The following is a 23,141-nucleotide window of genomic DNA, read 5'->3' as shown; positions in this document are numbered from 1 at the left end:
CGCGGTTGCGCCGGGGCGCCATCGTACCTATGGTTAAGCACGGTCCTGCGCAATCGATGTGGCGACTATAGGAGAACAATATGCTACGTACTGATTCCATCCGTTTCCGCATTCTCGTTCTGGTCTGTGTGGCGCTGCTGGCACTGGCGATGCTCGGCGTCGAGAGTGCCTACAAGAGCCGCAATCTGCTGCTCGACGGCCGCAAGGACGCATTGAGGATGGTGGTGCACAGCGCCGAGACGATCGTGCAGGGCTACCAGGCGCAGGAGAAGGCCGGCACGCTATCGGGCGACGAAGCACGCAAACGCGCCATCGAGACACTGCGCTCGGTGCGCTATGGCGCCGAAGGCAAGGATTACCTCTACGTCTGGTCGCTGGACGGCAAGGCCGTCATGCACCCGATCAAGCCGGAGTTCGAAGGCCAGGACATGCGCGACAAACTCAAGGATGGCCAGGGGCGCCTCCTGGTGCGCGACATGCTGGCTGCCATCGAGACGAGCGGCCGGGCCTTCGTCGACACGAGCTTCCCGCGCCCCGGCGGCACCGTGCCGGTACCCAAGATCCAGTACGTGGTGAAGATAGACGGCTGGAACTGGATGATAGGCTCGGGGCTGTATGTGGACGATGTCGATACCGCCTTCCGCCAGGAGCTGATGGTGCTGGCCGGCGTGCTGGTGGTGATCGTTGCCTTCGTCGGCGGCATCGGCATGGTCATCGTGACCAAGGTGCTGCGTCAGGTGGGCGGCGAGCCGTTCGAGGCGATCGCACTGATGGCGCGGGCGGCCGACGGCGACCTGACGGTGCGTGTCGAGAATGCCCCGGCGGGCAGCATGCTGGCGTCGTTCGACAACATGGCGCAGTCGCTGCGCGCGATGGTGGCCGAGATCGACCGCGGCGCGATACAGCTCGACCAGACCGCCGGCGACATCAAACGCAATGCCGACCAGGTGGCCGACGCGGCGCAGGTGCAAACGGACTCGGCTTCGGGCATGGCGGCCGCCATCGAGGAGCTGACCGTCAGCATCAACCACATTGCCGACAATGCGCAGGAATCGGCCTCGATTTCGACCGAATCGGTCAAACGTGCCGAGCTCGGCACCGAGCGTGTGCAGCAGGTCACCGCCGAGATGCAGTCGGTATCCGATGTGGTGAAGGATGCCTCGGCGCGCATCCGCCAGCTCGAAGCGCAGGCCGCCAACATTGGCGCCATCGCCAATGTGATCAAGGACATCGCCTCGCAAACCAATCTGCTGGCGCTCAACGCCGCCATCGAGGCAGCACGGGCCGGTGAGCAGGGGCGCGGTTTTGCGGTGGTGGCCGACGAGGTGCGCGGCCTGGCCGAGCGCACCTCGCAGGCGACCGCCGAGATCAGCGTGAAGCTCGACGCAATCAAGGCCGAGACCGCCGGCGCGGCCCAGGTCATGGATGCGGCGCTGCCACAGGTGCAGCGCGGCGCCGATCTGGCGGTCGAGTCGGCCCAGGCCTTGGCGGAAATCCGCCAGGGGGCCGCCACCACGCTCGAACGGATTCGCGATGTGGCGATATCGACCAAGGAACAGAGCCTCGCTAGCAATTCGATCGCGCAGACGGTCGAGCAGATCGCGCAGATGGTCGAGCAGACCAGCGCGTCGGTCAAGCGCACCGCTGGGTCGGCCACTCAGCTTCACACCCTGTCGGGCGCCTTGCAGCAGCTGGTGGGGCGCTTCCGCCACTAGGCCTGGGGCGCTGATGTACTGGCGACAGCCTGGCAGGTAGACGGGGCCGGGCTGCCACCCCCGCTCAGCTTAGCGAGCTGCCTCGCAGCGGTGTGATGCGGTTGACGCCCGTACGGACGCCGGCCGCGACGCCCTGTATCAGCGAACTATGCGCGGCGAGCAACTGGGTGGCCACCTGCCGGCCGCTCAGGAAGGCATCCTCGACCCGGCTGCCGCGACACCAGTCGCCACAGATACCCAGCCGGGCCTCGTGGTCGAGCAGGTAATCGACGCCCAGCGAGATGCTCGTCTTGGCGTGGCGCCAGCGGTGGGGCTTCAGCAGCAAGGGGGTGACGCGGCGGCCGATAGCCGTCTCGAAAGCCGCATGCAGCAGGGATGCGACGGTATCGGGGGTGGCATCGAGGTGGGTGCGCGACCATTCTGGCGTCGCGTGGACGACCCAGGCCTCCAGCCCGTGCCGGCCGGGCTTGCTGCTGTTGCAGGCGATCCAGTTGATGCGCGGGTCGTCGACGAACGCGCCGCCGAATTCGAGCCCCAGCTTGCGCTGCGGCAGCAGCATCAGTGCCCAGCACGGGTCCATCGCCACGCGCGCGAGCTGCGCCGCCAGCGGCGTCCGCCGGTGCAGCAGCGGTAGCGCCAGCGGGGCGGGGATGGCCATCACCACGGCATCGGCCAGCACATGCGAGCCCGCATCGAAATGCAGCCACCAGCGGCCGTCGGTGCGTTCGAGCTGGATCAGGCGGTGGCCGGGATTGAGCGCCAGTGTCTGCGACAGGCCACGGCACAGGCCGCTCATGCCGGGTGTCCCGACATAGCGGATCTGGCTCGGAGAGGGCGTCACCTTGCCCTCGTGCAGGGCCACCACCGGGCTGGTCCACGGGGCGACCAGGCCTTGCTGTTCCCACTCGATGAGTTGGCGGGCGAATGCGGGATGGCGCACGGTGAAATACTGCGCACCATGGTCGAAGCTCATCTCCTCGCCGCGGCGCGTGGCCATGCGTCCGCCCGTGCCCTTGCTCTTGTCGAATACCTGCACGCTCAGGCCCGCTTCCGTCAGCATGCGTGCGCAGATCAGGCCTGCCAGGCCGGCGCCGACGACCGCGACGTCGCACACCACGGCCGTCATGTCACGCCCCGCCTTTCAGCATGGGCAGCAGTTTCTCCATGACCTTGTCGTCGTCGGGCTCGGTCATCGTGCCGAAGCTGTAGACCGTCTTGCCGTCGGGCGCGATCAGGTATTTGTGGAAGTTCCAGCGCGGCGCGGCGCCGGTGGCGGCCTTCAGCTGCTTGTAGAACGGCAGCGCATCGTTGCCGGTGACCACGCTCTTTTCCACCATCGGGAATTCGACGAAATAGGTGAGCTTGCAGAAACTGGCCACTTCCTCGTTGCTGGCCAGCTCCTGCCAGAAATCGTTGGATGGAAACCCGAGCACCAGCAAGCCGCGATCCTTGTATTGGCGGTACATGCCTTCGAGCTTTTCGAATTGGGGCGCAAAGCCGCATTTGCTTGCGGTGTTGACGACGAGGATGGGCTTGCCCTGGTAGTCGCACAGGTCGATCGGTTTCTTTTGCAGGGTGGTGAACTGCTGGTTGAGCAGGCCGGTGCAGGCGGCATGGGCGGTGCCGACAAACAGGGCAGCCCAGATGATGAGGCTGCGGGATTTCATGGTGTTCTCCGGGGCACGGAATCGGCTCAAGGTTTGTTGTTCGTATCGTTGGCGATGGGGCCGCAATCTAACGGAAATCATCGTCTATTGAGCATAGCAAAGCCCCGCCACCTCAGCGCGGAAAACCGCTGCCGGCGTGCGTGGCTGCGCGCTGGGCAGGCGCTTGCGGGTGAGCGGTGACGGTGCTTGAGCGCCGGGATCGGCGCCGTCGCCATGCGCCAGCGGCAAGCCGGGCTTACAGCTCGACGATGCTGTCGGATGCCGCCTGTTTCAGGTGCTTGCTCAAGAGCTTGTAGGTGTCGATGTCGAAAGCCGGCTGGCCCGCGTTGTCGAGCAGCCCGGGCAATTCGTGCTCGGCGTGCACGGTGCCGAGGTAACACCAGTGATCGACCACGTGCAGCTCGCTGCGGATCGCCAGCGCATCCTGCTCGCGAATGCCGATCGGGCCGCCGTAGGGCCAGGTGGCCATGCGGTGCTTGCTCAGCGCGGTGAGCAGGCGGATGTTGTGCATGCCGGCCTCTTCTCGCCCGATGCAGGCGCCACGGCAGCGCCTGAGCTGATAGGCGAAGCAGGGCTTGCCGCCGCTGCGGTTGGCGGTTTCCAGCCCGAGCCGGATCAGGCAGAGCTGGTTGAATTCGGCGATCTTGCGCAGCGTGTTCACTGCCTCGCGCTGCGAGTGGAACAGGCCGTAGAGGTTTTCCATACGGCCGAAGTCGAGATCGCGCGCGTAGACGAGCCGCGGCCGCAGAAAGCCGTCCGGCATTTCTTCCAGCTGCCAGCTGCACAGCTCGCTGGTGCGGCGCAACCGGTGGTTCAGCGTCGGCTGCCGCTCCTTGATCAGGCGCATTTCCAGCAGCAGCGCGCCGAGCTCGCCGGCTGTCTCGATCCAGTCGATGCGGCGCACTTGCTGGGCAATCTGCATCTCCTTGCCATTGCGCATGTCGGCGGCGAAGTGCTGCAGCACGCGCTTGCGGAGGTTCGTGCTCTTGCCGATGTAGATCGGCAGATCGTTCTCGCCGTAGAGCAGGTAGACGCCGCAGCCTTCTGGCAGGTCGTCAACGACATCGCGGTCGAGATAGGGCGGCAGTGCCGGCTGCCGGATCAGCTCATCCATGGCTTCGCGCAGGGCGGCCGGCTGCTCGTGTTCGAGCTTGTTCATGAACAGCCACAACACGCGCGCATCGGCCAGCGCGCGGTGGCGCGATTCCGCCACGAGCGCGTGGCGGGAGATGATGGCGTCGAGGTTGTGTTTGTATTCCTGCGGGAACAGCCGGCGCGACAGCTTGACGGTGCACAGCACGTCGGCACGGAAGGGCAGGTTCAGCCGCTTGAACTCGTTCTTCAGGAAGCCGTAATCGAAACGCGCGTTGTGCGCCACGAACAGCTTGCCAGACAGCCGCTGGATCAGCTCGGGCGCAATCTCGGCGAAGGTTGGTGCATCCTGCACCATGCCGTTGCTGATGCCGGTGAGGCGCTCGATGAACGGTGGGATGGACATCTGCGGATTGACCAGGGAGCTCCATTCGGAGACGCCATCCGGCCCCATTTCGACGATGCCGACTTCGGTGATGCGGTCTGCGGTGGTCGAGCCCCCGGTGGTTTCGAGGTCGACGAAGACGATGGTTTGTTCGTTCAACGGCAAGCCTTGCTGCTGCGTGGCGTCATGGTTGGGCCGCCCGCGATTGCTGCAGGTGTTCTAGGTGATCGGCCATCTCGCGCTTGTAGTAGATGAAATCCATCTCCGGCACCGGTGCACCGAGACGCGTCGCCACCGCCGAGATCTGACCGCGGTGGTGGGCATTGTGGGTCATCAGGTGCGTCAGCACGTCGCGCACCCAGCTCGTGAATTCATGCTTTTGCGTGTTGTGATAGGTGATGCTGCCTTCGAACCACGCCTCGGGCTGCATCTCGAGCCAGTGTTGCAGCGCCCGTGTCTCCTGCCGCAGCGCCTGCTTCAGGCCGCGCCAGTCTTCGTGCAGCACGGTATCGAGCGGATGGGGTGCCGGCTCGCCCTTGAGCCGCGCCCACCAGTTGAGCTGGCCCACGAGCAGGTGGTTGAGTGTGTGGTGGATGCTGCCGAAGAACATCCCCTGCACGCAGTTGCGGGTCTCGTCGTCGAGACGGTCGAGCGAGCCGAACAGCACATCGTTGGCCCAGTGCTGGTAGTCGACCTGATACAGGAAATGCTTTTTCCAGGTGATCATCGTGCGGATCCTCGTCTCGACTTGTCGGGCTCAGGCCGGCTCGGCCAGTTTCTGTTCCAGCAGCTGATGCAGTTCGGCGAAATTGGGCTCGCCCAGATAGCGGCGCACGATCTTGCCGCGCTTGTCGATCACGAACGAGGTCGGCGTGCCGAGTATGCCGCCGAAGGCCTCGGCCAGCTTGCCTTCGCTGTCGAGCGTGACGAAGAACGGCAGCTGCTTGCTTTGAGCATAGTTCAAGACATAGTTAGGCGGGTCGTAACTCATCGCGATCGATACCGTTTCAAAGCCGCGGGCCTGGTATTTCTGATGCGTGGCGACCAGCTCGGGCATCTCGTGCATGCAGCCCGAGCAACTGGTCGCCCAGAAGTTCACCAGCACCACCTTGCCCTTGAGCCCGGCCAGCGTGCCCGGCTCGCCCTTGATCGAGGTGAAGCTCACGCTGGGCGCCGCTTCGCCCTTGTTCATCGCCAGATAGCCGCCGACCCCGGCTGCGGCAAACGCCACCGCGACGAGCGCGGTCTTGATGCCTGTACTCATTGCCATATCGATATCCACACCTGCTTGATTGACCGGTATTTTCGCCGCTTGCGCCGGGCTTGTCACCCGGCGTTGCTTCCGGGTGAGACCGGGGCTGCGCGAATGTGTTCCCAAACGAGCTGTGCTATAACCGTGCGGGCGGGCTCAGACCTTGGTGGCGGCCGCAATAACTGGACAGGAGGAGAGCGTGCCGGCCAGCGATTTCGGCAGCCTTTACGTGGCGAGCGAGTGGGTCATCCGCTTGGTGATGCTGCTTTACATCCCGCAACGGCGCAGTGCGGCGGCGGCGCGCACCTGGCTGCTGCTGGTGTTCCTGCTGCCGTGGGCGGGCGTGGCGCTGTACGCGCTGTTCGGCCGCATCTACATGCCGAAGAAGCGCATCGAGATGCAGGCCCGCGCCTCGGCGCTGATCCTCGAGGTGCAGGGGCAGATGCCGCCACAATCGGTGTGGCAGGGCGAGGGGCTGCCCGACTACCTGCGCCCTTTGCCTGGCTGGGCGGCGAGCCTAGGCGATTTCCGCGCCTTTCCCGGCAATCGGGTCGAATTGCTGACCGACTATCGCGGCATGCTCGAGCGGCTCATCGCCGACATCGAGGCCGCACGGCGCCATGTGCACCTGCTGTTCTACATCATCGAGGACGATGCCAGTGGCCGTGCCGTGGGCGCCGCGCTGGAGCGTGCGAGACTGCGTGGCGTGGTGTGCCGGGTGCTGATGGATGCCGTTGGCTCGTCCACCGCGCTCAAGCGCCTGGCGCCCGCCTGGCGCACTGCCGGCATCGAGGTCAGGGCGACGCTGCCGGTCGGCGTGTTCCGGCGCAATGCGGCGCGTTTCGATCTGCGCAACCATCGCAAGCTGGCGGTGATCGATGGCCGCATCGGGTATACCGGCTCGCAGAACCTGGTCAACCCGGAGTTCGTGCCCGATCTGCCCAATGTCGAACTCACCGCGCGCATCGAGGGCAGCGTGGTGTCGCAGCTGCAGGCCGTCTTCCTCGGCGACCGCTATTTCGAGACCGGCGAGACGCTGCAGGACGACGACCACTTCCCGATCGACATCCCGCCCGGCGACACGCCGCTGCAACTGCTGCCGAGCGGGCCGGGCTACCAGCGCGAGAATGCCGAGGAATGCCTGCTCGGCCTGATCTACGCCGCGCGCGAGGAAATCGTCATCGCCACCCCGTATTTCGTGCCCGACGATGCTTTCCTGCAGGCCTTGCGGCTGGCCGCGCGGCGCGGCGTCAATGTCAGGCTGATTGCCACGCAGCGCTCCAACTCGCGGCTCACCCACCTGGCGCAACAGTCGTTCTACGAGGAGCTGCTGGAGGCCGGGGTGAAGATCTCGCTGTATCGCAGCGGCCATCTGCATGCCAAGCACCTGAGCTTCGACCGGCGCATCGGGGTGGTGGGCTCGACCAATATTGACATCCGCTCGTTCGAACTGAACGCCGAGGTCATGCTGCTGATCTACGACGCGGCGGTGACGGCCCGCCTGCGCGACATCCAGGCCACCTACGAGGCCGATGCCGAGCCGGTGCTGCTGTCGGTCTGGAGGCAGCGCCCAGCCTGGTTGCGCATTGCGCAAAACGTTGCCAAACTGGCCGACAAGTTGCTGTGATTCCCTTTTCCCGCCCGACCAACCAGGAGACCTCGATGAAATTGATCGCCGCCATGATCGCCGGCCTGATGCTGACCGCTACCGCCGCTCACGCAGCCGATGCACCGACCAAGCAGCAGAGCAAGATGGCCATGTGCAACAAGGATGCCGAGGGCAAGAAGGGCGACGAGCGCAAGGCGTTCATGAGCAACTGTCTGAAGGACAAGAAGAAGGCCCAGCAGGAAAAGATGAAATCCTGTAACAAGGATGCGGCAGGCAAGAAGGGCGACGAGCGCAAGCAGTTCATGTCCGACTGCCTGAAGAAGGAAGGCTGAGTCTCTTCCCTGCCCCGAACAGGCGGCCTGCGGGCCGCTTTTTCATTGCCCGGCGCCGCGCATCCGGTATATCCGCAACTTGCCGGCAGCGGGCGGGCGGCGTAGCGTTGCCGCTTTTACCGCAACACTGAACCGATGCCCGACCTCAGCCTGTTGTCCCTGGCGTTTCTCATCGGCATGGCCTTTCTCGCCGGCCTGGTCGATGCCGCAGTCGGCGGCGGTGGCCTGATCCAGACGCCGGCACTGTTCGGCGCGCTGCCCAGCCACACCCCGGCGATGATCTTCGGTACCAACAAGTTGGCCTCGATCTCCGGCACCGCGACGGCCGCCTACCGCTATGCGCGGACGGTTCGCATCCACTGGCCGGTGGCGTTGCCGGCGGCGATTGCCGCCTTCGTCTTCTCCTTCATCGGCGCGCGGCTCGTCGCCTGGCTGCCGGTCCACATTGTCAAGCCGCTGGTGCTGGCGCTGCTGATCGTGATCGCGCTCTACACGATGAAGAAGAAGGATCTCGGCGAAGTCCACGCGCCGCATCGCTCGGGCAGCTCGGAGCGCTGGATGGCGCTGCTCGTCGGTTGCCTGATCGGCTTCTACGATGGCTTCTTCGGCCCGGGCACCGGCAGTTTCCTGACCTTTGCCTTCGTGCGCCTGTTCGGCTTCGATTTCCTGCGCGCGGCGGCGGCCGCCAAGGTGGTGAACGGCGCGACCAACCTGGCGGCGCTCGCCTATTTCATCCCGACCGGCAACGTACTGTATGCCGCCGCCGTGCCGATGGCCGTGGCCAATATGGCCGGCGCCCATGTCGGCACCCAGGTCGCGATGAAGGGCGGTACGGCCTTCGTGCGCAAGCTGTTCCTGGTGTTGTGCTGGGTGCTGATCGCGCGCTTCGCCTACGACCTGTTCCTGAAGGGCTGACGCCCGATCAGGTGTGGTCGAAGAACTTCAGCATCAGCCGGCCGTTGGCTTCGATCAGGCGCAGCAGGCGGTCGATGTTGGGGTGCTTGCCGGGGTTGGCTTCGGCGTCGGCCGTGTGTTCGGCATACAGTTCGAGGCCGAGCTTGGCGGCTTCGGCGTCGATGTAGTCCCGCCCCTTGGCGATCGCGTGGTAGACCGCGAGCGAGCCGGCCTGGCCGGGCTTGTTCTCGATCCGGTGCTCGGCGCCTTCATGGTCGGTCAGTTCGACTCGATCGAGGTGGGCGACGGTGGGCAGGTTCTTGAGGATTTCCGCGAAGGTTTTCATGTGCTGATCCGCTGTGCTGGGGACAAAGGCCGATAGTGTAGCGGTTTTGGCGCGCGGATTTGAGCCCGCGCCGTGCCCGGCGATGGCTCAGCCCTCGTCGTTCACCAGCAGCTTGAGCCGTAGCTCGGCGCGGGCCTGGCGGCGTTTCTCTTCTTCGAGCTCCATCAGCGTGTCCTCGACAAAGCGCATGTGGTTGCTGCTGGCGCTGCGCGCGGCGGCCTCGTCGCGCGCCATGATCGCCTGATAGATCTTCTCGTGTTGGGCCATGATCTTGTCGCGCGTTTCGTGGCGGGTGTAGAGCCCACCCAGATTGGTGATGACGTTGCGCTTGAGCAGATCGAACAGGCCCTTCATCGTGTGATAGAACACCACATTGTGCGCAGCTTCGGCGATGGCGAGGTGGAAGGCGGCGTCGGCTGCCGCTTCCTTGGCCTGGTCCTGCTCCTGGTAGGTGGCCATCAGCCTGTCGTAGGCACGTGTGATGTTCTCGCGGTCGGCATCGGTGCCGCGCTGGGCGGCGTAGAAGGCCGTTGCCGTCTCGATCGTGTGGCGGAATTCGAGCAGGTCGAAATGCACGCCCTGCTGCTGTTCGAGCAGCGTGATCAGCGGATCGTAGAACGAGTTGCCGAGCTGCTCGGCGACATAATTGCCGCCGCCCTGGCGGCTCGTCAGCAGGCCCTTGGCGGCGAGCTTCTGGATGGCCTCGCGCACCGACGGGCGCGACACGCCGAACTGTTCGGCCAGCTCGCGCTCGGGCGGCAGGCGCTGGCCGGTCTTGAGCATGCCGTCGAGGATCATGCGTTGCAGCTGCTCCATGATTTCATCGGCGACGCGGCGCGGTTTGATTTCCTGGTACATGGCTTCTCCTTTGGTCTGACCAATTCTATTTCTGGCCGGAAAAATAGGCAAACACAGCAAGCGCTTATCCGTTTACCGAACGATTTCTGCTGCCGGTCACAGAAATTTTCGGGTGCGAACCGGCTCACCGATTTTTGTCGATGTCTGGCTCAATGGCTTTGCAGTGCTTGATTTCTACTGCATGCGGGATAGCCGTCGGAATGCCGCCGCTTTCCCCGGATTAAGCATTTAACTCTAATCCTGTTGACAGCCTGCAAGGCTTTGATTTGAATAGATCAACGCCATCGTAAATTGGTAATACCAAATTACCAAGAGCTTGGTTTCAGCAAGCGACGCGGTGGCCCATGACTGATTCAACGAGGAGCCGCCATGCCCGCCACCCCACCCGCCAAGGTCTACCTGTTCGGCACCTGCCTGGTCGACGTGTTCTTTCCGCAAGCCGGCATCGACGCGATCTCGCTGCTCGAGCACGCCGGCGTCGAGGCCGTCTTCCCGCAGGCGCAGAGCTGCTGTGGCCAGCCGGCCTATTCCTCGGGCTATATGGACGAGGCGCGGCGCGTGGCGCTGGCGCAGCTCGACTGCTTTCCCGAGGACTGGCCCATCGTGGTGCTGTCCGGCTCCTGTGGCGGCATGATGGCGCATCACTATCCCAAGCTGTTCGCCGGCGACGCGGCCAACGAGGCGCGCGTGCGGCGCTTCAGCGAGCGCGTGATCGAATTCACCGATTTCGTCGTCAACCGGCTCGGCATCGCGCTGGCGGACCTGGGCCAGCCGGAAAAGGTGGTGCTGCATACCTCGTGCGCGGCGCGGCGCGAGATGGGCACGCTGACCACGGGCCGCGCGCTGCTTGCCAGGCTGGCCGGGGTCGAACTGGTGGAGCAGGACCACGAGTCGGAGTGCTGTGGTTTCGGCGGCACGTTTGCCGTGCGCCACCCGACGATCTCGGCCGCGATGGTGGCCGACAAGACGCGGGCGATCAAGGCCTGTGGCGCGCCCAACCTGGTCAGCGCCGACTGCGGCTGCCTGATGAACATCAATGGCGCCTTGCAGAAACAGGGCGAGCGGCTGCAGGGCGAGCATATCGCGAGCTTCGTGTGGCGCCGCATCGGAGGTGAGGCATGAACGCCCCGCAACCACTGCATTTCGTGCCACCTAGCTTCCGCGAACGGGTGGACGAGGCGATCAACGACGACGAGCTGCGCGGCAACTTCCGCGGTGCGATGGATTTCCTCATGGCCAAGCGCCGCAGCGTGTTCGACGACGAGGCCGAGCTGCAGGCGCTGCGCCGGCTGGGCGAGCATATCCGCCGCCGCGCGCTGTCGAAGCTGCCCGATCTGCTCGAACAGCTCGAAGCGAACTGCGCGCGCAACGGCATCCAGGTGCACTGGGCCGAGACGGTGGACGAGGCCAATGCCATCGTGCACGACATCGCCATGCAGAGCGGCGCGCGCCAGCTGGTCAAGGGCAAGTCGATGGTCAGCGAGGAGATGGAGCTCAACCATTACCTCGAGGCGCGCGGCATCGAGTGCCTGGAGTCGGACATGGGCGAGTACATCGTCCAGCTCGCCGGCGAGAAGCCGTCGCACATCATCATGCCGGCCATCCACAAGAACAAGGCACAGATCGCCCGCCTGTTCGAAAGCCGCATCGCGGGCGTGGACTACACCGAGGATGTCGACACGCTGATCCAGGTCGGCCGCAACGTGCTGCGGCGCAAATTCTACGAGGCCGACATCGGCATCTCCGGCGTCAACTTCGCCGTGGCCGAGACCGGCACGCTGTGCCTGGTCGAGAACGAAGGCAACGGGCGCATGAGCACCACGGTGCCGCGCGTGCACATCGCCGTCACCGGCATCGAGAAGGTGGTGGAGAAACTCGTCGACGTGGCGCCGCTGTACAGCCTGCTGACGCGCTCGGCCACGGGGCAGATCGTCACCACCTACCTCAACCTGATCAGCGGCCCGCGCAAACCCGGCGAACTCGACGGCCCGGCCGCCGTGCACCTGATCCTGCTCGACAACGGCCGCAGCCAGGCCTTCGCCGACGAGCAGCTGCGCGCCACGCTGCAGTGCATCCGCTGCGGCGCCTGCATGAACCACTGCCCGGTGTACACGCGCATCGGCGGCCATGCCTACGGCACGGTCTACCCCGGGCCGATCGGCAAGATCATCTCGCCGCACCTGCTCGGGCTCGACGCGACCCGCGACCTGCCCTCGGCCTCGTCGCTGTGCGGCGCCTGCGGCGAAGTGTGCCCGGTGCGCATCCCGATTCCCGAGCTCCTGGTCCGGCTGCGCGAGGAGTCGGTGCGGCCGCCCGAGGCCGAGCCGCACGCGGTGGCTGGGCAGGGCGCGCGCTACTCACCCGGCGAGACGCGGCTGTGGCGGCTGTGGGCGCTGCTGATGAGCCGTCCCGCGCTGTACCGCGCCAGCACCTGGCTCGCCGCGCGCCTGCGCAACTGGCTGCCGGCCAGGATCGGCCCGTGGACCGACTATCGCATCGCCCCCAAGCCTGCCCCGAAAACCCTGCACGAGCTGGTCAAGGCCCGTGCTGCCAAGCGGAGTTGATCCCATGACCGCACGCGACCGTATTCTCGCCAAACTGCGCCGGCACGCGGCCCAGCCGCTCGACGACAGCGATTACCACATTGCCACCGAGGCCTACCGGTTCACCGCCGACGCTGGCCGCCAGCGCGTCCGCCAGCTGCTGGAGGCCGCCCACGCCGAGGTGCACGAGGTGACGGCCGACGGCTGGCCGGCCAAGCTCGCCGACTGTCTGCAGGCGCGTGGCCTGCGCAATCTGCTGATCGCGCCGCGCACCGCCATCGGTGCCGAGGTGGCCCACCACTGGCAGGGCCGGGCCGATCTGCCCGAGCTGCGCAGCTACGACCGGCCGGTCGAGGAGTGGAAGGAAGAACTGTTCTTCGACATCGATGCCTCTATCACCGGCTGCCTCGGCGCGATCGCCGCGACCGGCTCGCTGGTGCTCTGGCCATCCGCCGACGAGCCGCGGTTGATGTCGCTGGTGCCGCCGCTGCACATTGTCGTGCTCGATGCGGGCAAGATCTGGAACACCCTGTTCGACGCCATGACCGAGGCACGCTGGGCCGCCGGCCTGCCAACCAATGCGCTGCTGGTATCGGGGCCGTCGAAGACCGCCGACATTCAGCAGACCCTGGCCTATGGCGCGCACGGCCCGAAGGAACTGATCGTGCTGATGGTGCAGCCATGAGCGGCGGCATGAGCCAGAAGCACCAGGACTTCCTCGCCACACTCGGGCAGTTCATCCCGGCCGAGCGCCTGATCACCGACCCGCTGCGCACGCTCGCCTACGGGACCGATGCGAGCTTCTACCGGCTGATCCCGCAGATCGTGACCAGGGTCGAGCACGAGCACGAGGTCGTCGCATTGCTCAAGGCGGCGCGCGCGCAACAGGTGGCGGTGACCTTCCGTGCCGCCGGCACCTCGCTCTCCGGCCAGGCCATCTCGGATTCGGTGCTGGTGCTGCTCGGCGACAACTGGCGCGGCATCGACATCGAAGGGCAGGGCGCACGGGTGCGACTGCAGCCGGGCGTCATCGGGGCCCATGCCAACCGCGCGCTGACGCCGTACCGGCGCAAGATCGGGCCCGACCCGGCGTCGATCAACGCCTGCAAGATCGGTGGCATCGCCGCCAACAACGCCAGCGGCATGTGCTGCGGCACGGCGCACAACAGCTACCACACGCTCGCGGCGATCCGCGTCGTGCTTGGCGACGGCACCGTGCTCGATACCGGTGACGCGGCCAGCGTCGCGGCCTTCCGTTCGACGCATGCCGCCTTGCTGGGCCAACTCCAGGCGCTCGCCGGCCAGGTGCGTGCCGAGCCCGCGCTCGAACAGAAGATCCGCCACAAATACCGGCTCAAGAACACCACCGGCTACAGTCTCAACGCGCTCGTCGATTTCGACGATCCGGTGGACATGCTGGCGCACCTGATGATCGGCTCGGAAGGTACGCTGGGCTTCATTTCTAGCATCACCTACCGCACCGTCGAGGAGCATCCGCACAAGGCCTCGTGCCTGGTGGCTTTTCCCGACATGGCGAGCTGCTGCGAGGCGGTGATCGCGCTCAAGCGCACGCCGGTATCGGCCATCGAGCTGATGGACCGCGCCGGCCTGCGTTCGGTCGAGGGCAAGCCCGGTATGCCGGCCTTCGTCGCCGGGCTCGGGGCCGAGGCGGCGGCACTGCTGATCGAGACGCGCGCGCCCGACGTGGTGGTGCTGAACACCCAGATCGCGGCGGTCAACGCTGTGCTCGCCGGCTTCACCACCGAGGCGCAGGTGCCGTTCACCGCCGTCGAGGCCGAATACGGCAAGCTGTGGGCCATCCGCAAGGGCATGTTCCCGGCCGTGGGTGCGGTGCGCGAGACCGGCACCACGGTGGTGATCGAGGACGTGGCCTTCCCCATCGAGGCGCTGGCGCACGGTGTGGCGCGGCTGCAGGCGCTGTTCGCGCGCCATGGCTACGACGAGGCGATCATCTTCGGCCATGCACTCGAAGGCAATCTGCACTTCGTGTTCACCCAGGGCTTCGAGACGGCCGCCGAGGTCGAGCGCTACCGCGCCTTCATGGATGAGGTGGCGCAGCTCGTCGCCGGCGAATTCGGCGGCTCGCTCAAGGCCGAACACGGCACGGGGCGCAATATGGCGCCGTATGTCGAACTCGAATGGGGGCGCGAGGGTGTGGCGCTGATGTGGGCTATCAAGGCCGCCTTCGACCCCGAGGGCATCCTCAACCCCGATGTGATCGTGTCGCGCGATCCCGACATCCATCTGAAGCACCTGAAGGCGCTGCCGGCCGCGCATGCATTGGTCGACAAGTGCATCGAGTGCGGTTTCTGCGAGCCGGTGTGCCCGTCGCACCAGCTGTCGCTGTCGCCACGCCAGCGCATCGTCGCCTGGCGCGAGATCCAGCGGCTTGGCCGCAGCGGCGACGACCCGGCCCGGCTGGCCGAGCTCGAACGCGCCTACCAGTGGCAGGGTGTCGATACCTGCGCAGCCACCGGCCTGTGTGCCCTGCAGTGCCCGGTCGGCATCAACACCGGCGAGCTGATCCGCGACATCCGTGCGCGGCAGCAGGCTGGTGCCGCGGGCCGTGCCGAGTGGGTGCGCTACCGTTTCGCCGGGCTGATGCGTGGCGCCCGCGTGATGCTGACGCTGGCCGACAGCCTGCATGCCCTGCTCGGCACGCGCGGCATGGGCCGGCTTGCGGGCAGCCTGCGGCGGCTCAGCGGTGGGCGGCTGCCGGCCTGGACGCCAGCCATGCCGCGCGCCGTGCAGCCGATCGCGCTGCCCACGCCGACGGCAAGCCGCAAGCCGCGAGTGGTGTACTTCCCGAGCTGCGTGAACCGTGCGATGGGGCCGGCACGCCACGATGCCGAGCAGATGCCGCTGGTCGACAAGACTGTCGCGCTGCTGCGCAAGGGTGGCTACGAAGTCGTATTCCCCGATACGTTGGATGGCCTGTGTTGCGGCCAGGCCATGCTGTCCAAGGGCTTTCCCGAGCAGGCGGCGGCGCAGCTCGAGGCGGTCGAGGCGGCGCTGCTCAGGGCCAGCCGCAACGGCCTCGATCCGGTCTACCTCGATACCAGCCCGTGCGCGCTGCGGCTGATGCGCGGGCTCGACCCCCGGCTCAAGCTGTACGAGCCGGTGGGCTTCATCGAGCAATATCTGGCCGACAAGCTCGAATTCGTGCCGCAGGACGAGCCGGTCGCCGTGCACGTCACCTGCAGCACCACGCACCTGGGCCAGGGTAACGCGCTGGTGGCGCTGGCCCGGCGCTGCGCCAGGCAGGTGATCGTGCCGCCCGATGTCAGCTGTTGCGGTTTCGCCGGTGACAAGGGCTTCACCGAGCCGGCGCTCAATGCCCACGCGTTGCGCCACCTCAAGCCGGCGCTGCCCGCCGACTGCCGCGAAGGCGTCTCGACCAGCCGCACCTGCGAGATCGGCCTGAGCCACCACAGCGGCATCGACTACCACGGCATCGTCTACCTGGTGGACCGCTGCACCCGGCCCCGCGCCGCGCAGGCCGCGCCGCCACCCAAGCTCAAGCAGGAGGCACAGTGTGAAGACCTGACCCTCGACGCCTGATGTGCCAGCCATAGGCACACGTACACAACGACACCTCATTTGAACATCACCACTTGATTGGAGGGTGACATGGAACTCTGGACGCAAGTCTACAACCCGCTCGGGAACATCTGGCTGTCGGCGCTGGTCGCGGCGATCCCGATCGCATTCTTTTTCGTCGCGCTTACCGTGCTGCGCTGGAAGGGCTATCTCGCCGGCCTCGGCACCATCCTGATCACGCTCGTGATCGCGCTGACCGTCTACGGCATGCCTGCCGGCCTCGCCGTGCGGGCCACCGCGACCGGCATGGCATACGGCCTGTGGCCGATCTCATGGATCATCGTGACAGCGGTGTTCCTGTACAAGCTGTCGGTCAAGTCGGGGCAGTTCGAGATCATTCGCTCCTCGGTGATCTCGATTACCGGCGACCAGCGGCTGCAGGTGATCCTCATCGGCTTCGCCTTCGGCGCCTTCCTCGAAGGCTCGGCCGGTTTCGGCGCGCCGGTGGCGATCACCGCCGCGATCCTCACCGCGCTCGGCCTCAACCCGCTGTACGCGGCCGGCCTGTGCCTGATCGCCAATACTGCGCCGGTGGCGTTCGGCGCGCTCGGCATCCCGATCCTGGTTGCCGGCAAGACGGCCGCGCTCGACCCGATGCACATCGGCCAGATGGCGGGCCGCCAGCTGCCGCTGCTGTCGCTGTTCGTACCCTTCTTCCTGGTGTGGCTGATGGATGGCTTCAAGGGCGTGCGCGAGACCTGGCCCGCGCTGTTCGTGGCCGGCGGCTCGTTCGCGGTGACGCAGTATTTCACCTCCAACTACATCGGGCCGGAACTGCCCGACATCACCTCGGCGCTCGTCAGCCTGCTGTCGCTCGCCGCCTTCCTCAAGTTCTGGCAGCCCCGCCAAGCTTTCACCTTCAGCAGCTCGCACCAGGCTGCGGCCAACCCGGCAAGCATCGCGCTCCGCGGCCCGGGCATGCAGGCCGTGGGCCAGCGCCGGACCCCGGAACAGCGCAAGCACGAGGCCGATACGGCGTTCGGCAGCGCGACGACCCGCTACAGCGCAGGGCAGATCCTCAAGGCCTGGTCGCCGTTCATCATCCTCACCGCGGTGGTGGTGGTGTGGAGCCTGCCGCAGTTCAAGGCCTTGTTCGCCAAGGATGGCGCGCTCTATGCGAGCACCGTGTGGAGCCTGAAGGTGCCGGGCCTGCACGACATGGTGGTGAAGACTGCGCCGATCGTGAAGGCGGCCAAGCCCTACGAAGCCATCTTCAAGATGGAATTCCTGGCGGCAACCGGCTCGGGCATCCTGCTCGCGGGTTTCCTGACGATGGCCGTGCTGCGCATCTCGATCCGCGACGGCATCGACGCCTTCAAGGAAACGCTGGCCGAGCTCGCCAAGCCGATCTTCTCGATCTCCTGCGTACTCGGCTTCGCCTACATCGCCAACTACTCCGGCCTGTCGTCCACCCTGGCGCTGGCGCTGGCGTCCACCGGCAAGGCCTTCCCGTTCTTCTCACCGGTGCTGGGCTGGCTCGGCGTCTTCCTGACCGGCTCGGATACCTCGAGCAATGCGCTGTTCTCGGCGCTGCAGGCGATCACCGCGCAGCAGATCGGCGTCTCCGACGTGCTGATGGTGGCGGCCAACACCACCGGCGGCGTGACCGGCAAGATGATCTCGCCGCAGTCGATCGCGATCGCCTGCGCGGCCGTCGGGCTGGTGGGGCGCGAATCTGACTTGCTGCGCTTCACGGTCAAATACAGCTTCTTTTTCCTGCTGATCGTCTGCGTGATCACCTATGTGCAGGCCTACTTCCTCAGCGGCATGATTCCGCGCTGAGGCCGGCCCCGGCATCACGGCCCGTCCGGCATGCGCCGTGGCGGGCCGTGGCCTTGCCAGGGTTGTGATCGGGCCCAAGTCCGGTAAGATGCAAAATCCCGGCTGCGGGCAGCGTCGATGCTGCGCCGCAGCAAGTGCGAGAAAACCCGTATTGACGCGCTTCGGTTTATTTTCGAAAACGCGCTTGACAAGGCAAAGCCTTCTATCACACACTCGCATTAACGTTTAATACGAGCGTTTGATCGACACCATCGATGACCCAACAATCATAGGGTTAGCTCGTTATTTCGGTGCTCGCTCTCGTGCCATGCGCAGGCCTTGCCGGTTTGTGCGGTGCAAGACGGGTCAGTTCAAGCAGTACCAGCCATAAAAAGACTGGTTGACCCCAGCTTTGTGACAATCCAGCAGGAAAGGCCGCTACCCCGGCCGCCCGATTGGATTGACTGCCTCCGCCAACGCGGGGGTGACGCAATGTCATGCCGATGCCGGCAGCGGCCGTGCACCTGCCATCCGCAGGTAGCACTCCAGGGCCCGCCTGGCGTCGCGAGTAGTTCGCGGACATCCCGCGGCAATTTAGCTGTGCAAAATAATGTCGCACCTCATCAGCGTGAGCGTGCGATTTTGGTGTCGGTTGAGAGCCGTATGCCCGGGGGCGTGTCGCCGCTTGGCACAACAAAAAGTTTGATACAGGTAGAGGGAATTAACATGCAGATTGGGATTCCAGCGGAAGTCCTGCCCGGCGAGACCCGGGTGGCGGCGACTCCGGATACCGTGAAGAAGCTCATCGGCCTCGGCCAGAGCGTCGTGGTGCAAGCGGGGGCGGGCAAACTGTCGGCGATTACCGACGAAGCCTTTGTCGCAGCCGGTGCCAAGATCGGCTCGGCAGCCGATGCCTTCAACAGCGACATCGTCTTCAAGGTGCGCCAGCCGCAGGCCGACGAAGTGGCGCAGATCAAGGACGGTGCCGCCGTCGTTGGCCTGTTTGCCGCGCACAGCAACACCACGCTGCCGGACCTGGCCGCGAAGAAGCTCAACTGCTTCGCCATGGAGCTGCTGCCGCGCATCACTCGCGCGCAGTCGATGGACGTGCTGTCGTCGCAGGCCAACATCGCCGGCTACAAGGCCGTGCTGCTGGCGACCCAGTACTACCCGAAATTCATGCCGATGCTGATGACTGCCGCCGGCACCGTGAAGCCAGCCCGCGTGCTGATCATGGGCGTGGGCGTGGCCGGTCTGCAGGCGATCGCGACCGCCAAGCGCCTGGGCGCCGTGGTGGAAGCCTTCGACGTGCGCCCGTCGACCAAGGAACAGGTCGAGTCGCTCGGTGCCAAGTTCGTCGAAGTGCCGATGACCGATGAGGAAAAGAAAGCCAACGACGGCGTTTACGCCAAGGAAATGTCCGAGGACTACAAGCGTCGCCAGGGCGAACTGGTCGCCAAGCACGCGTCCAACGCCGACATCATCATCACCACCGCGCTGATCCCCGGCAAGCCGGCACCTGAGCTGATCAAGCCGGAAGTCGTGGCCTCGATGAAGCCGGGCTCGGTGATCGTCGACCTCGCGGCCGAATCGGGCGGCAACTGCAAGCTGACCCGCGCTGGCGAAGTGATCCAGTCCGACAACGGCGTGACCCTGGTTGGTACCACCAACCTGGCCGGCCTCGTCGCGCAGGATGCCTCGTCGCTGTACTCGCGCAACCTGCTGACCTTCCTCGGCGAAATGCTGAAGAAGGACGCCACCGCACTCGACATCAACATGGACAACGAAGTGGTCGCCAAGACGCGCATCGTCGGCGACGGCCAAGTCCTGTACAAAGCGAACTAAGGGGGAAAAGATGGACGCACAACAAGCCGTCGCCCAAACGACCGAAGTGGTCAACCAGGCTGCCCAGCAAGCTGCGCACGCCGTGCATACGATGGATCCGTTCACCGCCAGCTTCACGATCTTCGTCCTGGCGATCTTCGTCGGCTACCACGTGGTATGGAACGTGACCCCGGCCCTGCACACCCCGCTGATGGCGGTGACCAATGCCATTTCCGGCATCATCGTGGTCGGTGCCATGCTGCAGGTGGTGTACATCGATGGTGAAGCGATCACCCTGACTTCCGTGCTCGGCGCCGTCGCCGTGTTCCTTGCCAGCATCAATATCTTCGGTGGCTTCATGGTCACGCAGCGGATGCTGGAAATGTTCAAGAAGAAAAAGAAGTAAGGGAGATCCAAGATGCAATTCCTCGCGCAATACGCGGACTGGGTCTACCTGGTTGCAGCGGTTCTGTTCATCCTCGCGCTGAAGGGCCTGTCGAGCCCGCTCGGCGCCCGTCAGGGCAACGCCTACGGCATGATCGGCATGGCACTGTCCATCCTGATCACCTTCGCCGTGGCGCCCAACCCCAACTTCGCGCTGATCGTCGGCGCGATCATCGCCGGTGCGGCGATTGGCGGCTACCGTGCCAAGACCGTCGAAATGACGCAAATGCCGGAAACCGTTGCGCTGATGCACTCGCTGGTGGGCCTCGCTGCCGTGCTGATCGCGGTGGCTGCGGTGTTCCATACCGGTGTCGAGCATGATGGCGTGCATCGCTTCGAGCTGTTCATCGGCTGCTTCATCGGTGCGATCACCTTCACCGCCTCGGTCGTCGCTTACCTCAAGCTGTCCGGCAAGGCCGGCTCCAAGCCGCTCAAGGGCGGCTGGGTGAAGCCGGTGCAGACCATCCTGGCGCTCGCCATGATCGGCCTCGGCGCGGCTTACTTCATCACCGAGAATCTGCAGGCCTTCATCGCGATGACCGCAGTTGCGCTGGTGCTCGGCTACTTCCTGATCGCCCCGATCGGTGGTGGCGACATGCCGGTAGTGGTGTCGATGCTGAACTCGTACTCGGGCTGGGCGGCTGCCGGTATCGGCTTCACGCTGAACAACTCGGTACTGATCATCGCCGGCTCGCTGGTGGGCTCGTCCGGTGCGATCCTGTCCTACATCATGTGCAAGGCGATGAACCGTTCGCTGCTGTCCGTGATCTTCGGCGGCATGGGCACCAGCGATGCGGGTCCGGCAGCCGCTGGTGGCGGCGCGCAGAAGAACTACAAGTCCGGTTCGGCTGAAGATGCATCGTTCCTGATGGGCAATGCCGACAGCGTGATCATCGTTCCGGGCTACGGCCTGGCGGTATCGCGTGCCCAGCATGCGCTGCAGGAATATGCCGAGCTGCTGCACGAGAAGGGCGTCAACGTCCGCTACGCGATTCACCCGGTCGCCGGCCGTATGCCTGGCCACATGAACGTGTTGCTGGCCGAAGCCGAGGTGCCGTACGACAAGGTGCTCGAAATGGAAGAAATCAACACCGATTTCTCCAACACCGACGTGGTACTGGTGATCGGCGCCAACGACGTGGTCAACCCGGCTGCACAGAAGGACCCGCAGAGCCCGATCTATGGCATGCCGATCCTGGACGCGCACAAGGCACGCACGATCATCGTGGTGAAGCGTTCGATGAGCGCCGGTTATGCCGGCCTCGACAACGACCTGTTCTACATGGACAAGACCATGATGGTCTTCGGCGATGCGAAGAAGGTCGTGGAAGACATGGTCAAGGGCCTGCACTAAGACAGCGCCCGACCATCGGGTTGCCGCCAAGCAACCCTCTGGGAACAAAAAGACCCGCCGAAAGGCGGGTCTTTTTGTTGGTGCCAATGCGGCGGGATCAGGCCGGCGTCAGCAGCCCATCCTGCTTGAACATGGCCTTGATGCCGCGCAGCGCCTGACGGATGCGTGCCTCGTTCTCGATCAGCGCGAAGCGCACATACTCGTCGCCCTGGTCGCCGAAGCCGATGCCCGGTGACACACACACCTTGGCGCGTGCCAGCAGCAGCTTGGAGAACTCGAGCGAGCCCTGCTTGCGGTAAGGCTCGGGGATGCGCGCCCAGATGTACATCGATGCCTTCGGCAGCTCCACCGGCCAGCCCAGCTCGTTGAGGCCGCGGGCCAGCACGTCGCGGCGTTTCTGGTACTGGTTGCGGATCTCGGCCACGCAGCCCTGGTCGCCCTCGAGTGCGGCGATGGCGGCGATCTGGATCGGCGTGAACATGCCGTAGTCGTGGTAGCTCTTGATGCGCGCCAGGGCCGCCACCAGCTCGCGGTTGCCGACCATGAAGCCGATGCGCCAGCCGGCCATGTTGTAGCTCTTCGACAGCGTGAAGAACTCCACCGCGACATCGCGCGCACCCTCCACCTGCATGATCGACGGCGCCTTCCAGCCGTCGTAGACGATGTCGGCGTAGGCCAGGTCATGCACGACGAGGATGTTGTACTGGCGTGCGAGCTTGATCACGCGCTCGAAGAAGTCGAGCTCCACGCATTGCGCGGTCGGGTTCGACGGAAAGCCGAACACCATCATCTTGGGTTTCGGATAGCTGCCGCGCACCGCCTTTTCGAGCTCGGTGAAGAAATCCACGCCCGGCGCGATCGGCACCGTGCGCACATTGGCGCCGGCGATCACCGCGCCGTAGATGTGGATCGGGTAGCTCGGGTCGGGCACGATCACCGTGTCGCCGCGGTCGAGCGTGGCCAGCATCAGGTGCGCCAGGCCCTCCTTCGAGCCGATGGTGACGATGGCCTCGCTGTCGGGGTCGATCTCGACCGCGTAGCGCTCCTGATACCAGTGGCTGATCGCCCGGCGCAGGCGCGGGATACCCTTCGAGGCCGAATAGCCGTGCGTGTCGGGGCGTTGCGAGGCCTGCACCAGCTTATCCACGATGTGCTGCGGCGTGGCCCCGTCGGGGTTGCCCATGCTGAGGTCGATGATGTCCTCGCTACGGCGGCGGGCGGCCATCTTCAGTTCTGCGGTGATGTTGAAAACGTAGGGCGGAAGGCGATCTATCCGCGGGAAATTGCGCGAAGAAGTGCTCATGATGTCCTGTTTACGTAAGCGCCCGGAGCCGTCCGAGCGACGCCGGCCCGCGAGCATGCAGGCCGTGCGGCAGTCTACTGCGAAGCGGGCGCGCACGACAAGCGCCGATGCGGCCACCACGGCGCCGCAGGCTTGCGGTAA

The 23,141-nt window shown here is 65.4% G+C and carries 20 protein-coding genes; 12 read left to right on the top strand and 8 right to left on the bottom strand.

Translation table 11 applies throughout. From position 1 onward, the window contains the following. Nucleotides 1–80 precede the first annotated feature (80 nt). On the top strand, nucleotides 81–1,715 hold the full coding sequence (locus ABWL39_RS14815; RefSeq protein ID WP_367792750.1) for a methyl-accepting chemotaxis protein: 1,635 nt from the start codon (nucleotides 81–83) through the stop codon (nucleotides 1,713–1,715). A gap of 64 nt (nucleotides 1,716–1,779) precedes the next feature. On the opposite strand, the gene ABWL39_RS14810 is transcribed toward ABWL39_RS14815, so the two are convergent. The 5 genes from ABWL39_RS14810 to ABWL39_RS14790 form a co-directional block, all read right to left on the bottom strand. Next, nucleotides 1,780–2,841 carry an NAD(P)/FAD-dependent oxidoreductase gene (locus ABWL39_RS14810; protein WP_367792748.1) on the bottom strand — a complete coding sequence of 354 codons (1,062 nt, stop codon included), beginning with the start codon at nucleotides 2,839–2,841 and terminating at the stop codon, nucleotides 1,780–1,782. Between the two features lies 1 nt (nucleotide 2,842). Beyond that, a complete protein-coding gene (locus ABWL39_RS14805) occupies nucleotides 2,843–3,382 on the bottom strand; it encodes a glutathione peroxidase (protein WP_367792745.1) in 540 nt (179 codons plus the stop codon). Between the two features lie 235 nt (nucleotides 3,383–3,617). Continuing rightward, on the bottom strand, nucleotides 3,618–5,018 hold the full coding sequence (locus ABWL39_RS14800; RefSeq protein ID WP_367792742.1) for an exonuclease domain-containing protein: 1,401 nt from the start codon (nucleotides 5,016–5,018) through the stop codon (nucleotides 3,618–3,620). 25 nt (nucleotides 5,019–5,043) lie between these two features. After that, entirely contained in the window at nucleotides 5,044–5,586 is a 543-nt protein-coding gene (locus tag ABWL39_RS14795) for a DinB family protein (protein ID WP_367792739.1), read from the bottom strand. 30 nt (nucleotides 5,587–5,616) lie between these two features. After that, nucleotides 5,617–6,123: a TlpA family protein disulfide reductase gene (locus tag ABWL39_RS14790; RefSeq protein ID WP_367792736.1), complete on the bottom strand. Its 507-nt coding sequence runs from the start codon at nucleotides 6,121–6,123 to the stop codon at nucleotides 5,617–5,619. Nucleotides 6,124–6,310: 187 nt separating this feature from the next. Here ABWL39_RS14790 and cls point away from each other — a divergent pair, with 187 nt between their 5' ends. From cls to ABWL39_RS14775, 3 genes are all read left to right on the top strand, one after another. Then, nucleotides 6,311–7,738 carry a cardiolipin synthase gene (cls, locus tag ABWL39_RS14785; RefSeq protein WP_367792732.1) on the top strand — a complete coding sequence of 476 codons (1,428 nt, stop codon included), beginning with the start codon at nucleotides 6,311–6,313 and terminating at the stop codon, nucleotides 7,736–7,738. Between the two features lie 35 nt (nucleotides 7,739–7,773). Continuing rightward, nucleotides 7,774–8,052 carry a PsiF family protein gene (locus ABWL39_RS14780; RefSeq protein WP_367792730.1) on the top strand — a complete coding sequence of 93 codons (279 nt, stop codon included), beginning with the start codon at nucleotides 7,774–7,776 and terminating at the stop codon, nucleotides 8,050–8,052. A gap of 135 nt (nucleotides 8,053–8,187) precedes the next feature. After that, a complete protein-coding gene (locus ABWL39_RS14775) occupies nucleotides 8,188–8,967 on the top strand; it encodes a sulfite exporter TauE/SafE family protein (RefSeq protein WP_367792727.1) in 780 nt (259 codons plus the stop codon). A 7-nt stretch (nucleotides 8,968–8,974) separates the two neighbouring features. Here ABWL39_RS14775 and ABWL39_RS14770 read toward each other — a convergent pair whose 3' ends face one another. Next, entirely contained in the window at nucleotides 8,975–9,292 is a 318-nt protein-coding gene (locus ABWL39_RS14770) for a DUF2322 family protein (protein ID WP_367792724.1), read from the bottom strand. Between the two features lie 87 nt (nucleotides 9,293–9,379). Beyond that, the gene (locus tag ABWL39_RS14765; protein ID WP_367792720.1) at nucleotides 9,380–10,150 is read right to left on the bottom strand and encodes an FCD domain-containing protein; all 771 of its coding nucleotides are present in this window, start codon (nucleotides 10,148–10,150) and stop codon (nucleotides 9,380–9,382) included. A gap of 369 nt (nucleotides 10,151–10,519) precedes the next feature. Here ABWL39_RS14765 and ABWL39_RS14760 point away from each other — a divergent pair, with 369 nt between their 5' ends. The 8 genes from ABWL39_RS14760 (at nucleotide 10,520) to ABWL39_RS14725 (ending at nucleotide 21,697) form a co-directional block, all read left to right on the top strand. Further along, nucleotides 10,520–11,272, top strand: coding sequence for a (Fe-S)-binding protein (locus ABWL39_RS14760; RefSeq protein WP_367792717.1), 753 nt, complete (start codon nucleotides 10,520–10,522; stop codon nucleotides 11,270–11,272). Then, nucleotides 11,269–12,714 (top strand): LutB/LldF family L-lactate oxidation iron-sulfur protein, encoded by a 1,446-nt coding sequence (locus ABWL39_RS14755; RefSeq protein WP_367792714.1) that lies wholly within the window; start codon nucleotides 11,269–11,271, stop codon nucleotides 12,712–12,714. Before ABWL39_RS14760 ends, ABWL39_RS14755 begins: the two co-directional genes overlap by 4 nt. A 4-nt stretch (nucleotides 12,715–12,718) precedes the next feature. Then, nucleotides 12,719–13,378, top strand: coding sequence for a lactate utilization protein C (locus ABWL39_RS14750; protein WP_367792711.1), 660 nt, complete (start codon nucleotides 12,719–12,721; stop codon nucleotides 13,376–13,378). Nucleotides 13,379–13,386: 8 nt separating this feature from the next. Next, entirely contained in the window at nucleotides 13,387–16,275 is a 2,889-nt protein-coding gene (locus tag ABWL39_RS14745; RefSeq protein ID WP_367792708.1) for an FAD-binding and (Fe-S)-binding domain-containing protein, read from the top strand. Between the two features lie 69 nt (nucleotides 16,276–16,344). Then, on the top strand, nucleotides 16,345–18,096 hold the full coding sequence (locus ABWL39_RS14740; RefSeq protein ID WP_367792704.1) for a lactate permease LctP family transporter: 1,752 nt from the start codon (nucleotides 16,345–16,347) through the stop codon (nucleotides 18,094–18,096). A gap of 705 nt (nucleotides 18,097–18,801) precedes the next feature. Then, nucleotides 18,802–19,920: a Re/Si-specific NAD(P)(+) transhydrogenase subunit alpha gene (locus ABWL39_RS14735; RefSeq protein ID WP_367792701.1), complete on the top strand. Its 1,119-nt coding sequence runs from the start codon at nucleotides 18,802–18,804 to the stop codon at nucleotides 19,918–19,920. A 91-nt stretch (nucleotides 19,921–20,011) separates the two neighbouring features. After that, nucleotides 20,012–20,305 (top strand): proton-translocating transhydrogenase family protein, encoded by a 294-nt coding sequence (locus ABWL39_RS14730; protein ID WP_367792929.1) that lies wholly within the window; start codon nucleotides 20,012–20,014, stop codon nucleotides 20,303–20,305. A 12-nt stretch (nucleotides 20,306–20,317) separates the two neighbouring features. Further along, nucleotides 20,318–21,697: an NAD(P)(+) transhydrogenase (Re/Si-specific) subunit beta gene (locus ABWL39_RS14725; protein ID WP_367792698.1), complete on the top strand. Its 1,380-nt coding sequence runs from the start codon at nucleotides 20,318–20,320 to the stop codon at nucleotides 21,695–21,697. A 97-nt stretch (nucleotides 21,698–21,794) separates the two neighbouring features. Here ABWL39_RS14725 and alaC read toward each other — a convergent pair whose 3' ends face one another. Continuing rightward, nucleotides 21,795–23,000 (bottom strand): alanine transaminase, encoded by a 1,206-nt coding sequence (gene alaC / locus ABWL39_RS14720; protein WP_367792695.1) that lies wholly within the window; start codon nucleotides 22,998–23,000, stop codon nucleotides 21,795–21,797. Between the last annotated feature and the right edge of the window lie 141 nt (nucleotides 23,001–23,141).

It is taken from the genome of Chitinivorax sp. PXF-14, from assembly GCF_040812015.1.
Lineage (GTDB): Bacteria > Pseudomonadota > Gammaproteobacteria > Burkholderiales > SCOH01 > JBFNXJ01.
This window is presented reverse-complemented; position numbering and strand designations above follow the sequence as displayed.